The organism is Mesorhizobium sp. M0276 (assembly GCF_040321755.1).
Taxonomy (GTDB): domain Bacteria; phylum Pseudomonadota; class Alphaproteobacteria; order Rhizobiales; family Rhizobiaceae; genus Mesorhizobium.
The window spans coordinates 1-12,804 of record NZ_JAMYSC010000044.1 but is presented as its reverse complement, the minus strand read 5'-3'; the positions used below and the strand labels follow the sequence as shown (position 1 = coordinate 12,804).

At 62.8% G+C, this 12,804-nt stretch carries 14 protein-coding genes and 1 pseudogene; 9 read left to right on the top strand and 6 right to left on the bottom strand.

The window, feature by feature from the left end; genetic code table 11:
* Nucleotides 1–200: 200 nt before the first annotated feature.
* Nucleotides 201–977 carry a DeoR/GlpR family DNA-binding transcription regulator gene (locus NKJ01_RS27280; protein WP_352732765.1) on the top strand — a complete coding sequence of 259 codons (777 nt, stop codon included), beginning with the start codon at nucleotides 201–203 and terminating at the stop codon, nucleotides 975–977.
* A gap of 69 nt (nucleotides 978–1,046) precedes the next feature.
* The gene (locus tag NKJ01_RS27275) at nucleotides 1,047–1,952 is read left to right on the top strand and encodes a LysR family transcriptional regulator (RefSeq protein WP_352604124.1); all 906 of its coding nucleotides are present in this window, start codon (nucleotides 1,047–1,049) and stop codon (nucleotides 1,950–1,952) included.
* On the opposite strand, the gene NKJ01_RS27270 is transcribed toward NKJ01_RS27275, so the two are convergent.
* Nucleotides 1,949–2,440, bottom strand: a complete 492-nt coding sequence (locus tag NKJ01_RS27270; protein WP_352732763.1) for a helix-turn-helix domain-containing protein — start codon at nucleotides 2,438–2,440, stop codon at nucleotides 1,949–1,951. The genes NKJ01_RS27275 and NKJ01_RS27270 overlap by 4 nt on opposite strands.
* A 75-nt stretch (nucleotides 2,441–2,515) precedes the next feature.
* On the opposite strand from NKJ01_RS27270, the gene NKJ01_RS27265 reads away from it, so the two are divergent.
* The 7 genes from NKJ01_RS27265 (at nucleotide 2,516) to NKJ01_RS27235 (ending at nucleotide 9,956) form a co-directional block, all read left to right on the top strand.
* Nucleotides 2,516–3,361: a class I SAM-dependent methyltransferase gene (locus NKJ01_RS27265; RefSeq protein WP_352732760.1), complete on the top strand. Its 846-nt coding sequence runs from the start codon at nucleotides 2,516–2,518 to the stop codon at nucleotides 3,359–3,361.
* 217 nt (nucleotides 3,362–3,578) lie between these two features.
* Entirely contained in the window at nucleotides 3,579–4,733 is a 1,155-nt protein-coding gene (locus NKJ01_RS27260) for an ABC transporter substrate-binding protein (RefSeq protein ID WP_352732757.1), read from the top strand.
* Between the two features lie 176 nt (nucleotides 4,734–4,909).
* Nucleotides 4,910–5,908 carry an ABC transporter ATP-binding protein gene (locus NKJ01_RS27255; protein ID WP_352732754.1) on the top strand — a complete coding sequence of 333 codons (999 nt, stop codon included), beginning with the start codon at nucleotides 4,910–4,912 and terminating at the stop codon, nucleotides 5,906–5,908.
* Between the two features lie 223 nt (nucleotides 5,909–6,131).
* Nucleotides 6,132–7,097, top strand: a complete 966-nt coding sequence (locus NKJ01_RS27250) for an ABC transporter permease (protein ID WP_352732751.1) — start codon at nucleotides 6,132–6,134, stop codon at nucleotides 7,095–7,097.
* Nucleotides 7,087–7,902 carry an ABC transporter permease gene (locus NKJ01_RS27245; protein ID WP_352732749.1) on the top strand — a complete coding sequence of 272 codons (816 nt, stop codon included), beginning with the start codon at nucleotides 7,087–7,089 and terminating at the stop codon, nucleotides 7,900–7,902. The genes NKJ01_RS27250 and NKJ01_RS27245 overlap by 11 nt, the downstream gene beginning before the upstream one ends.
* Nucleotides 7,903–8,005: 103 nt before the next feature.
* Complete coding sequence (locus tag NKJ01_RS27240) at nucleotides 8,006–9,433, top strand: gamma-aminobutyraldehyde dehydrogenase (RefSeq protein WP_352732747.1); 1,428 nt, start codon at nucleotides 8,006–8,008, stop codon at nucleotides 9,431–9,433.
* Nucleotides 9,434–9,470: 37 nt separating this feature from the next.
* Nucleotides 9,471–9,956 (top strand): ester cyclase, encoded by a 486-nt coding sequence (locus NKJ01_RS27235; RefSeq protein ID WP_031259802.1) that lies wholly within the window; start codon nucleotides 9,471–9,473, stop codon nucleotides 9,954–9,956.
* A gap of 131 nt (nucleotides 9,957–10,087) precedes the next feature.
* Here NKJ01_RS27235 and NKJ01_RS27230 read toward each other — a convergent pair whose 3' ends face one another.
* From NKJ01_RS27230 to fdhD, 5 genes and pseudogenes are all read right to left on the bottom strand, one after another.
* Nucleotides 10,088–10,402: a hypothetical protein gene (locus NKJ01_RS27230; RefSeq protein ID WP_023758227.1), complete on the bottom strand. Its 315-nt coding sequence runs from the start codon at nucleotides 10,400–10,402 to the stop codon at nucleotides 10,088–10,090.
* 125 nt (nucleotides 10,403–10,527) lie between these two features.
* Nucleotides 10,528–10,890, bottom strand: a complete 363-nt coding sequence (locus NKJ01_RS27225) for a nuclear transport factor 2 family protein (RefSeq protein ID WP_352732744.1) — start codon at nucleotides 10,888–10,890, stop codon at nucleotides 10,528–10,530.
* An 82-nt stretch (nucleotides 10,891–10,972) separates the two neighbouring features.
* Nucleotides 10,973–11,101, bottom strand: a pseudogene (locus tag NKJ01_RS27220) (carboxymuconolactone decarboxylase family protein); the annotation flags it as partial.
* A 332-nt stretch (nucleotides 11,102–11,433) separates the two neighbouring features.
* Entirely contained in the window at nucleotides 11,434–11,745 is a 312-nt protein-coding gene (locus tag NKJ01_RS27215) for a formate dehydrogenase subunit delta (RefSeq protein ID WP_352604019.1), read from the bottom strand.
* Nucleotides 11,735–12,565, bottom strand: coding sequence for a formate dehydrogenase accessory sulfurtransferase FdhD (gene fdhD / locus NKJ01_RS27210; protein ID WP_352604021.1), 831 nt, complete (start codon nucleotides 12,563–12,565; stop codon nucleotides 11,735–11,737). The genes NKJ01_RS27215 and fdhD overlap by 11 nt, the downstream gene beginning before the upstream one ends.
* Between the last annotated feature and the right edge of the window lie 239 nt (nucleotides 12,566–12,804).

Below are 12,804 nucleotides of genomic sequence, written 5' to 3'. Positions count from 1 at the left end.
GGCCTGGTGCGTGAGTTGCGGATCTGCCATCACCCTCCCGTTGCAGCTCCGAACCCTGTCTTGACTTCACGCCCGGGTTGCTCGGTTGTCAAGAAAAAGATGTGACCTTTTTTGGGTGTTTTGCCCGAAACCTAAGATGGCTCCTTTAAAAACGCTTGAATTACCTTAAAATCGGTCAGAGTCTCAGTTCGGGGAACCAAATGGCTCAATCCAAGCGCCACGGCGAGATCCTGCGGCTGCTGCAGGAAGAAGGCACTGTCACCATCGCCAGCCTGGCCGACCGGCTGGGCGTGTCGCTCGAGACCGTGCGCCGCGACGTCAAGCCTCTCACCGGCGACGGCTCCGTCCTCAAGATGCATGGCGCCATCGGCCTGCCGTCGATGGTAGGCGAAGCGCCGTTCGAGCGGCGCATGCGTGAGAATGCCGATGCCAAGCGCATCATTGCCCGCATGGTCGCCGGCACCATCCGCGATGGCGAATCGATCATGCTCGACACCGGCACGACAACCTCGTTCCTGGCCCGCGAGCTGCTCGGCCATCGGCGCCTGACGGTCGTCACCAACTCATCGGATATCGCCCGCACGCTGGCCACCATCAACGGCAATAAGGTCTACATGGCCGGCGGCGAGCTGCGCAGCGATTCCGGCGCCGCCTTCGGCGCCTCGGCCATTGACTTCGTCAGCCGCTTCTCGGTCAGCCACGCCATCATCTCCACCGGTGCCATCGATGCGGTGATGGGGGTCATGGACTATGACCTGGAAGAAGCCGAATTCGCGCGCATGGTGCTGTCGCGCGGTCAGCGTTCGCTCGTCATCACCGATCACTCGAAGTTCGGCCGCCTCGGTCTGGTCCAGGTCTGCGGCTTCGACAGTTTTTCCGAGATCGCCACCGACCGGTCGCCGCCGCACGACATCGCCGCGGCCTTGGCGCAGGCCGGCGCGCGGCTCAGCATCGTCGGCGCGGAGAGCGGGTTCTGATCCAGCCAACTTATGCCGACGGTTTGGCCGGCACTTCCCACCGCCGCCTCCGCCGTGTTTAGTCCGGCTATGGCCTTCACCATCCGCCAGTTGCAGTTCTTCATCGCCGTGGCCGAGCAAGGCACGGTCTCGGGTGCCGCGCAGAACCTCTCGATCTCACAGTCGTCGGTCACCGAAGCGATCAAGGAACTCGAAAGCGATCTCGGCGTCGAACTGTTCGAACGCCATCCGCGCGGCCTCAACATAACCCACAAGGGTCATCAGTTCCTGCGCCACGCCACCAAGATCCTCGCCGATGTGTCCGACGCGCGCCGTTCTTTCTCCGGCGAGCAAACGGTGGCAGGCGGTCGGCTGCAGCTGGGCGTCACCTCGCTCGTCGCAGGTTACGTGCTATCGGATCTGCTTGCCCGCTACCGCCGCGCCTATCCCGGCGTCGAGGTCTCGGCAATCGAGGATAATGGCGACTACCTCGAGCATCTCTTGATCGGCGGCAAGCTCGACATTGCCGTCATGGTCACCTCCAATTTGCGCGACCGCACCGCGCTGCAGTCGGAAATCCTCGAAGTCTCGGCCTATCGGCTGTGGCTGCCGCTCGGCCACCCGCTCGTCAGCGCAGACATCATCAGCATTGGCGACATTGCCTCCGAAACGCTAATTATGCTGACCGTCGATGAGATCGAGGAAAATACTGGCAAGCTGCTGACGGCAATCGGCGCCAAGCCACATGTCGCCTTCCGCACGCGTTCCGTCGAAGCCGTGCGCAGTCTGGTCGCGACCGGTGCCGGCGTGGCGCTGTTGCCCGACCTCGTCTACCGGCCCTGGTCGCTCGAAGGCGACCGCATCGAATCGCGCGACATTTCGGGCTCCTTGCCGGTGGTGCAGGTCGGCATGGTCTGGCGGCGCGGTTCCGGCCTGCCGCAGGCGGCGCGTGATTTCATCGGCCTTGCCCAATCGCAACGGACGGTCCGCCGCTAGTGTGGCCTACTCCAGTTGACGTCGCCAGTCCTGCGCTCGCGCCTTGTGACAGAGACCGCCTCCGCCTTGAACGGCCCGATTGGAGCAACCTCGAAGCGGCCGGCGCCGGCAAGCCTGACGGCGCGGCGGAACGTCGGACACTCCATCGGCCGGGCTGCCGGACATCGGGCGGCGTGACGCAAAGCCTCTCGGATCGCGGTCAGGCGCTGGATGGTTTGGTCAAGTTCGTTCGCCTTGGCATCCAGGCGCCCTCGATCCATTTTCGGCAGGCCGTCGGGCGTCAGCATCGCGGAAATCTCGTCCAGTGCAAATCCACCGGCGCGTCCAAGCGCGATCAAGGCGAGCCGTTCCAGGACGGCCGGGTCGAACAAGCGGCGCTGGCCGCGACGGCCGATCGAGGCAATGAGGCCCTTCTCCTCGTAGTAGCGAAGTGTCGAGGCGGGCACGCCGGTGCGGCGTGACACTTCGGCAATATCCATATCTTTCATGCTTGACCTCAAGTCGGCTTGAACTCGTAGAGTGCTCACGACGAGCGGTGAGAGCAACAGCAAGTGAGGTCCGTTATGCCACAATCCGCGCAGCCAAACACACGGCAAGCCGCGCTCTGGAATGATGTCAGCGGAAAGGCCTGGGTCGAGATGCAGCCGATCCTCGACGAGGTACTGGCGCCGTTCGAGCGGCTGGTAGTCGATGCCGGCTATCCCGGGGAAGGGGGCAATGTCCTGGACATCGGCTGCGGCGCCGGCGCTACAACTCTGGCGATGGCGCGCCTCGTGGGCAACGACGGACGTTGTGTTGGGCTTGACATCTCGCAGCCGCTTGTCGCCCTGGCGACGGAGCGCACGCGGCGGGAAGAGGTAGCAAACGCAAGTTTTGAAGTGGGCGATGCCCAGGCGTATGCATTCGAATCTGGGCACTTCGACGCTGTTGTCTCGCGCTTTGGTGTCATGTTCTTCGATGATCCCGTGGCCGCGTTCACCAACATAAGACGGGCCGCAAGGCGCGGTGGCAAACTCGCCTTTGTTGCTTGGCGCAGTCCAGTCGAGAATGATTTCATGACGACCGCTGCGCGAGCGGCTGCGCCTTTCCTGCCGCCCGCACCCGCGCCAGACCCCGATGCGCCGGGGCAGTTTGCCTTTGCCGACGGCGCCAAGGTGAAGCGGATCCTTGACGCGAGCGGCTGGGCATCAATCGAAGTCGAACAGGCGGACGTCCTGTGTCAGATCGCCCAAGACGATCTGATGACGTACGTCACCCGGCTAGGGTCGGTCGGCGCCGCGCTGCGCGAGGTTGACCGGGCAACGGCCGAAAAAATCACTACGGTGTTGCCTGCCGCGTTCGCGCCTTTCATAGAGGACGGTGAGGCTCGCTTCAATGCCGCCTGCTGGCTGGTGACGGCGCTGGCTTGAAGGGGGGCGTCTGGCTATCGGTAAAACCGATATCGCCTTTCTGATAAATCAATTTGCGAAACCGGGTTTTTCACAGCACTTTCCGATTGCAGGGACAAGCCGCCATCAGAGCGGCATCAAGTCCAAATGGACGAACTGACTTTTCAGGCTGCGCGTGACCCCTGGCGAGGACCGAAAACCGGCTTTCGCAGTCAGGCGCCAAAATGGGAGATCGACGATGAATTCATTCCTCAAGTCATGCACTGCCTTGACGATCGCGCTGACCTTCTCCGGCCAGGCCGTCGCCCAGGTCAAGGAACTTGGCAAGGGCGAAGGCCAGCTCAACATCGTGGCGTGGCCGGGCTACATCGAACGCGGCGAAACCGACAAGGGCTATGACTGGGTGACCTCTTTCGAGGAGGAAACCGGCTGCAAGGTAAACGTCAAGACGGCCAATACTTCCGACGAGATGGTCTCGCTGATGAACGAGGGTGGTTTCGACCTTGTCACCGCCTCAGGCGATGCCTCGCTGCGTCTCGTTGCCGGCAAGCGCGTGCAACCAATCAACACCGACCTCATCCCGAGCTGGAAAACGGTCGATGAGCGCCTCAAGGACGCGCCGTGGTTTACCGTCGGCGGCGTCCATTACGGCGTTCCCTACCAGTGGGGTCCCAACGTCCTGATGTACAACACCGACGTATTCAAGGAGGCTCCCAAGAGCTGGAGTGTCGTCTTCGAGGAAATGAAGCTGCCGGATGGCAAATCCAACAAGGGGCGCGTGCAGGCCTATGATGGGCCGATCCACATTGCGGATGCGGCCAACTATCTGATGTTCCATAAGCCGGAACTCGGCATCAAGGATCCTTACGAACTGAATGAGGACCAGTACAAGGCAGCGCTCAACCTGCTGCGCGTCCAGCGCACCCTGGTCGGCCGCTACTGGCATGACGCAGCTATCCAGGTCGACGATTTCCAGAACGAAGGCGTCGTCGCTTCCGGTTCGTGGCCTTTCCAGGTCAACACGCTGATCGCCGCCAAGAAGCCGATCGCCTCGACCATTCCGGAGGAGGGCGCCACCGGTTGGGCCGACACCACGATGATGGAAGCCGATTCGGCCAATCCCAATTGCGCCTATATGTGGATGGAACATTCGCTGTCGCCCAAGGTGCAGGGTGATGTCTCGGCCTGGTTTGGTTCGCTGCCCGTTGTGCCAGCCGCCTGTAAGGGCAATGAGCTTTTGACCGACGAAGGCTGCAAGACCAACGGCTACGACAATTTCGGCAAGATCAAGTTCTGGAAGACTCCGGTCTCGAAATGCACCACCCAGAACGACCAGTGCGTGCCCTATTACCGCTGGGTGTCGGACTATATTGGCGTCATCGGCGGTCGTTAAGCGCTCTTACCCTCCCCCTTGTGGGGAGGGTCGACGCGTAGCGTCGGGGTGGGGGCCTGCTCGGCCGCTCGCGCCAGATCACCCCCACCCGCGGCTCCGCCGCGACCTCCCCACAAGGGGGAGGTAGGACGTCGCGCGATATCAACACATCAAGCATGCAACAGACTGACAGCACCATGACATCAGCCGTTTCCTTCCAGAAAGCCTCGCGCCATTTCGGCAGCGTTCGCGCCGTCGACGCGGTCGATCTCGAGATCGCGCCGGCCGAATTCTTCGCCATGCTGGGGCCGTCCGGTTCCGGCAAGACCACCTGTCTGCGCCTCATCGCCGGTTTTGAGCAGCCGACCTCCGGTTCGATCTCGATCTTTGGCGAACGCGCCGAAGGCGTGCCGCCCTATCGACGCAACGTCAATACCGTGTTTCAGGACTATGCGCTGTTCCCGCATCTGAATGTGCTCGACAACGTCGCCTACGGGCTGATGGTCAAGGGCGCCGGCAAGGCTGAACGGCACAAGGCTGCGGAAGAGGCTCTGGCTCTGGTGCGGCTGCCCGGCTATGGCGCTCGCCGCCCCGGCCAGCTTTCCGGCGGCCAGCGCCAGCGCGTCGCACTCGCCCGCGCGCTGGTCAACCAGCCCAGGGTGCTGTTGCTCGACGAGCCGCTTGGCGCGCTCGACCTCAAATTGCGCGAGAACATGCAGGAGGAACTGAAGTCGCTGCAGAAGGCCCTCGGCATCACCTTCGTCTTCGTCACCCACGATCAGGGCGAGGCGCTGTCGATGGCCGACCGCGTCGCCGTCTTCAATGACGGCAAGATCATGCAAATCGGTACACCGGAGGATATCTACCAGCGGCCGAAGACCCGCTTCGTTGCCGATTTCGTCGGCTCATCCAATGTACTGCCGCCGGATTTCGTCCAGCGTTATTCCGGCCAGCATCGCTGGGGCAGCCTGCGCCCTGAATCCATTCGCGTCGGACGAGCGGCCAGTGGTGAAGGCGTGTCCGCCCGCCTCGTCTCGACCAATTATCTCGGCGCCACGACGAAGCTGGCACTCGACGCCGACGGGCTGCGGTTGCACGCCATCGTGCCGGCCGGCACGGCCTTGCCAGGGGAAGGCGAGACGGTCGTGCTCACCTTCAACCGCGAGCATCTGCACCTGATGGATGAGCCGGCATGATGAAGGTTTGCGCGAAGCGCCCCCCTCTGTCCTGCCGGACATCTCCCCCTCAAGGGGGGAGATCAGTAGCTTCCCGGCCTCGCCAATTCTGCCACGTAGGAGATTGGCGAAACCCGAATGGACAGCCAATCTCCCCCCTTGAGGGGGAGATGTCCGGCAGGACAGAGGGGGGCGCCGTAGAGCGCTACCTGTCTCATGATCTCCCGCAATACAGAGCGGCCCGATGACAATCGCCGCGCTCAACTCCAATCCCACCCCCGCCATCCTGCCGGGCAGCGGCGGCTTGCGAGGCGCGCTGTCGGATCTTTTCTGGCGCAAGCCGAAGGTCCTGCTGCTGCTCATGCTGCTGCCGCCGGTGCTGTGGCTCGGGATCGTCTATATCGGCTCGCTATTCGCCCTCCTGGCGCAGAGTTTTTTCTCCATCGACGAGTTTTCCGGCCTCATCAACCGAGAGTTCACGTTGAAGACCTATGCCGACCTGTTCCAGGCCGCCAATCTCGACATCATCCTGCGGACGGTGACGATGGCGGCTCTGGTCACGCTGGCCTCGGCCGTCGTCGCCTTCCCGATCGCCTACTACGCGGCGCGCTATGCGCGCGGCCGCTGGAAGGCGCTGTTCTACCTCGGCATCATGCTGCCGCTGTGGTCGAGCTACCTGGTCAAGATCTATGCCTGGAAGCTTATCCTGGCCAAGGAAGGAATCCTGACCTGGCTGCTCGCCAAGCTGCATCTGTCGTGGGTACTCGACGCCTGGCTGTCGCTGCCGGTCGTTGGCGGCAATTCGCTGTCGGTGTCGTTCACCGGCACCTTCATCGTCTTCGTCTATGTCTGGCTGCCTTTCATGATCCTGCCGGTACAGGCGGCGCTCGAGCGCGTGCCCGGCAATCTGGTCGAGGCATCGTCCGACTTGGGGGCTTCGCCGGGACAGACCTTCCGCAACGTGCTGTTCCCACTGGCGTTGCCGGGCATCGTCGCCGGTTCGATCTTCACCTTCTCGCTGACGCTCGGCGACTACATCATCCCGCAGATCATCGGCACCTCGCGGCTGTTCATCGGCCAGGCGGTCTATTCGCAGCAAGGCACCGCCGGCAACATCCCGCTCGCCGCCGCCTTCACCGTGGTGCCGATCGTCATCATGGGATTGTATCTCTGGGGCGCCAAGCGCATGGGGGCCTTCGATGCGCTCTGATGGCTCGCAATCCGCGCCTCTCAGCCTGAAGGTGGCCGCCGCCTGCGGGCTGCTGTTCCTGCACCTGCCAATCCTGCTGATCTTCGTCTACGCGTTCACCACCGAAGAGAAGAGTTTCGTCTGGCCGCCGCCGGGGCTGACGACGCAATGGTTCGCCGTTACCTGGAACCGGCCCGACGTCTGGCAGGCACTGTCGCTGTCGGTCAGGGTCGCGGCCATCTCGACGGCGATAGCGCTCGTCCTCGGCACGCTCTGTTCGGCGGCTGTGTCGCGGACAAAATTCTTCGGCCGCGAAACCATCTCGCTGCTGGTCATCCTGCCGATCGCGCTGCCCGGCATCATCACCGGCATCGCGCTGCGCTCGGCCTTTTCGCTGGCAGACATCCCGTTCTCGTTTTGGACGATCGTGCTAGGCCACGCCACCTTCTGCGTCGTCGTCGTCTACAACAACGCCGTCGCCCGCTTTCGCCGCACATCAGGCTCGATGATCGAGGCGTCGATGGATCTTGGTGCCGACGGCTTCCAGACCTTCCGCCATGTCGTGCTGCCCAACATCGCCACCGCACTGCTGGCCGGCGGCATGCTGGCCTTTGCCTTGTCTTTCGATGAGGTCATCGTCACCACCTTCACCGCAGGCCAGCAGCAGACGCTACCGATCTGGATGCTTGAAGAGCTGATCCGTCCGCGCCAGCGCCCGGTCACCAACGTCGTCGCCATGGTCGTGGTGCTGGTGACGCTGCTGCCGATCCTTGCCGCCTATTACCTCACCCGCGACAGCGACCAGATCGCTGGAAGCGGGAAATGAAAAACAGCGAATAGGGAGTAGCGAATAGCGAATAGGGAAACCGACTGCCAAGACCTGCTCGCTGCTCGCTATTCGCTACTCGCTCCTGTTCAAGGAGAACCCGATGGAAACCCAGATGCTGATCGGCTCGAAATTCGAGAAGGGCACCGAAACCGAGGAACCCATCCTCAATCCGAAGACCGGGGCGACCATCCTCAACCTGCCCGAGGCCAGCCAGGCACAGATCGAGGCGGCGGTACTGGCGGCCGAAAAGGCGTTCTTCCTGTGGTCGCGCACCACGCCGGCGCAGCGCTCCGGCTATTTGCTTAAGATCGCCGACCGCATCGAGGCCGACGCCAAGGAGTTCGCCACGCTCGAGGCGCTCAATTGCGGCAAGCCGATCAATGCCGTGCTCAATGACGAAATCCCGGCGATCGTCGACTGCTACCGCTTCTTTGCCGGCGCCGTGCGCTCGATGCCGGGCGTCGTCGCCGGCGAATACATTCCCGGCCACACCTCAATGGTCCGCCGCGACGCAATCGGCATCGTCGCTTCCATCGCGCCGTGGAACTACCCGCTGATGATGATGGCCTGGAAGCTGGCGCCGGCGATCGCCGGCGGCAACACCGTCGTCTTCAAGCCGTCCGAGCAGACGCCGCTGACGGCCCTGAAACTGGCGAAGATCCTTGCCGAGATCCTGCCGGAAGGCGTGGTCAATGTCGTGCTCGGCCGCGGCGACAGCGTCGGCAACACGCTGATCAACCATCCCAAGGTCAACATGATCTCGATCACCGGCGACGTCGCCACCGGCAAGAAGGTGCTGCAGGCGGCCGCCAAGTCGGTCAAGCGCACCCATCTCGAACTCGGCGGCAAGGCGCCGGTCATCGTCTTCGACGATGCCGACCTCCGCTCGGTGGTCAACGGCCTGCGCGCCTTCGGTTACTACAATGCCGGCCAGGACTGCACCGCCGCCTGCCGCATCTATGCCGGCAAGAAGATCTACGACAAGCTTGTCGCCGATCTGTCCTCAGCCGTCTCGACCATCAAGTACAATCGCCCAGACGACACCGAAAACGAGATCGGGCCGCTGATCTCGCGCCGCCAGCGCGACCGTGTATCGAGCTTCGTCGAGCGTGCCTCGGAACTGAAGCACATCGAGATCACCACCGGTGGCAAACCGGGCGAGGGCTCCGGATTCTATTACCAGCCGACCGTCGTTGCCGGCGCCCTGCAGGAAGACGAGATCGTGCGACGCGAAGTGTTCGGGCCGGTCGTCTCGATCACCCGTTTCACCGAAGTCGACGAGGCGGTAAACTGGGCGAATGACAGCGACTATGGCCTTGCATCCTCGGTGTGGACCAAGGACGTGTCCCGCGCTATGGCGACGGCTGCCCGCCTGCAATATGGCTGCACCTGGATCAACACCCATTTCATGCTGACCAACGAGATGCCGCATGGCGGACTGAAACAGTCCGGCTACGGCAAGGACATGTCGCTCTACGCGCTCGAGGACTACACCGCCGTCCGGCACGTGATGGTTGCGCATAGCTAGCGCTTGGAAATGCAAGCACTCAGAAGGAGGAATGACCATGCATCGCCGCCAGTTTCTGTCATCCGCAGCCATCGCTGGAGCACTGTTGGCCACTGGGCCATCCTTTGCTGCCGACACCGCCCAATCGGTCGTCGAAGCCTATCTCGCCGCCTGGAATGCCCATGATTCGACCAAGGCCGCCAGCTATTTCGCCGACGACGTCATCTACTACGATGCCTCGGTCGGCACCCCGGTCAAAGGCAAGGAAACCGCCAAGACCGGCGTCATCGACAACTTCCTCAAGGCCGTTCCTGATGCCGTCTGGACGATGAAGGGCGCGCCTGTGGTGGAAGGCGACCGCGTCTCCTTCGAATGGGAGTTTTCCGGCACCAACACAGGCGCTTGGGCCGATGGCACGGCCGCCACCGGCAAGAAATTTTCCTTCACCGGCGCTTCGATGTTCTCGATCAAGGACGGCAAGATAGCCACCCAGAGTGACTACTATGACGCGCTCGGCTTCTACAAGCAGCTTGGCCTGATGTAGAGGCACCGTTCGTGGGGAGCAGGAAGAACGGTTCGAAGGACCGGTATGACGCAGGGCCAACCTTTAAAAGCTGGCCTCTGCCCCGATCTGTCTGCCGGCATCTTCTTCCCGTAAGCGGCGAGAAGAGAGCACTACTCCACGATGCGGTAGATATTCCACAGGCTGGTGCCTGACACGACGTAGGGCTCCATCTCCTTGCCCCACTTGGCGTGCGCGTCGATCTTGCCGATCTTGGCGAAGAAAGCCTCCAATTGGGCCAGGCTCTCGACCTGGTGGTGCGACTCGACCGTCGCTTCCCGGGCGCCGATCGAGCCGGTCATAATCTTGAACTCAAGGTCGGCGAGTCCGACCTGCGAGCCGATCTCGCGTTCCCATTTCTTCAACAGGTCGAGCACGGTCTGCTTGTGTCCGAACTTGGCGTCGATCTGCCATCTGGCGCTGAACATTGTCTTCTCCTCCGGGGTTGCGGCCGGGGCATGATCCAGAAAAGTGGAATCCGATCGGGATCAGGCACCAGCACTGAAACAGAGCCCATCCCGATTCAATCGGGATGGGCAGCTTCGCCGTTGACCTACTCGTCCCATGCCTGCACGACGGTCTGCCGTGCAATCAGCCCATTCTTCAGCTCCAGCGTCGCCGCGCAGAACACCTTGGTGCCGTCCGGATAGGCGCAGGCTTGCGTGAAGGCGAGGTTGTCGCCCTCGGCGATGGTGGTTTCGACCTTATGGGTCATCGCATGGCTGCAGATGTCGTCCCAGAACGTGCTTATCGCCGCGCGCCCGCGAATTTCACGCGGCTTGCTCGGTGGGTTGTTGCGGTCGATCACCCGCACCAGCGCGTCGTCGGCATAGAAGCTCGACAGCATCCTGCCATCACGGCCTTCGATAGCCTTCTTGATCGACGCGCCATTCACTGTTTGGGTCTTGGTCAGCATTTCATGCTCCATTGGCCCGTCTTCCGACGGGCGGTTGATGGTCGAAGTGCTGCCCGGCGTTCATCGCCGGGCAGTGATTTCTTCACTGCGACTTCGCCTTGACGGCGGCGAACAGGTCGTCGGTCTGCTTCTTGAAGGTGGCGAGATCGACCTGGCTGCCATTGAGCATCGTCGACCAGTGGCGCACGATCGCCGCCATCGCCACCGCCTCCACGCGGTCCACCTCGGTCACGGCGCTTGTCGAACAGGATCAGCCGCGAGAAGGCCGAGAGCCGTTTCAAGAGGCGGCTATAGCCTTCGTCTTCCCACTGCAGGTCGAGGTTGGAAATGAAGCCCGGCACGAAGACGAGATCGAACGGCCCCTGCCCGACCACCTGATAGGCGAGCCGCACATCGCCGCTGCGGGCGTATCGGGTCTCGATCGGCCTCACGAGGTTTTCCGCCCGGCCTGACGATTTCTGATCGTAAACCATAGCAGAGCAACGCCGATCGGGGCAGCCCAAACCTTAGCGATAAGGAATATACGCCGGCGTGGCTCGACGATTATTTTTGCGAGGCGGCGATGTCGGCCGGAGAAGCCTTGAGCCCGAGCCTGATGTCGGCCTCGGCTGGTGTGATCGGTCGTTTGATCCTGGCGGAGGCAGCAACCACCAACTCGTTGAAATCCGCGGCGCCGCCGTCCAGCATCTCGAAGAACTGCCGCCGCATTCTCGGCTCCCAGAACTTGTTGATGTGCTCTGCGACGCCGGCAATGCCTTCCTCGCGCGGCTTGGAATGGAAAAAATCGGCGATCTGGTTCGCCATGCGCACCAGCTTCTCGCTGGTGCTCATGATGTGTTCTTCGTCATGCGACATGCTTGGCAACTCCGCAAACCACCCGGTCGGGGTGGGTGAAAATATCAAAATCGTCGCCGCGAACCAGCGCCACCAGCGTCATGCCAGCCTCTTGCGCCGTGCGGATGGCCAATGCGGTCGGCGCCGAGACGGCGATGATGAAGGCCGAGCCGATAGAAGCCGCCTTCTGCACCATTTCGACCGAAACGCGCGACGTCACCACGACAGCACCGGATGCGCCGTCGATGCCGGCCTTGGCCAGCGCGCCAGCCAGCTTGTCCAGCGCATTGTGACGGCCGACATCTTCGCGCGCCATGACGATGCCCTTGCCGGGCACATAGAAGCCGGCGGCATGCACCGCTCCGGTCTCGCTGTGCAGAGGCTGCACTTTCGACAGAAGCTTGACCGAGGCGGCGATATCGTCGGCATCAAGTGTAAGTTTCGACGCACCAACCGCGTCGACCGAGCGCATTGCTTCTTCGATGGATTCGATGCCGCAGAGCCCGCAGCCAACCGGGCCGGCCAATCGCCTGCGCCGCGCCTCGAAACGCGTGTTGGCGGTGTCCTTCAACCGGATCTGGATGTCGATGCCGGCACCATGGTCCTCGACCTCGATCGCTTCGATCTCGTCGGGCTGCGCAATGATGCCTTCGGTTAGCGAGAAACCGAGCGCGAAATCCTCGAAATCGGCTGGGCTCGCCATCATCACCGCATGCGTGGTGCCGGCGAAGGAGAACGCAACCGGCGTCTCTTCCGGCACCATGCGGTCGGCCGCGGCGGTGCCGCTGGCGCGGTGCGCGAGACGGGAAATCTGGCTGATTGGCTGGCGTTGGCGGGTCACGCAGCACGCCCCTCTGGCCTGCCGGAAAAGCCGTCCCCCACTCCGTCGCTGCTGCGCAGCGCCACCTCTCCCCCCTCCGGAGGGAGAGGAAGGGTGCCGCCCGGCAAAGGCTCGCGCCTTTCCTCTCCCCCGTCGATCGGGGGAGAGGTGGCGGGCGAAGCGCGGCGGGGTGGGGGTGGGCCAACCGAGGCGATTGATGCTCTTGCTGTGGAAAACCTCGACCCAGCTAAACCGCCGCG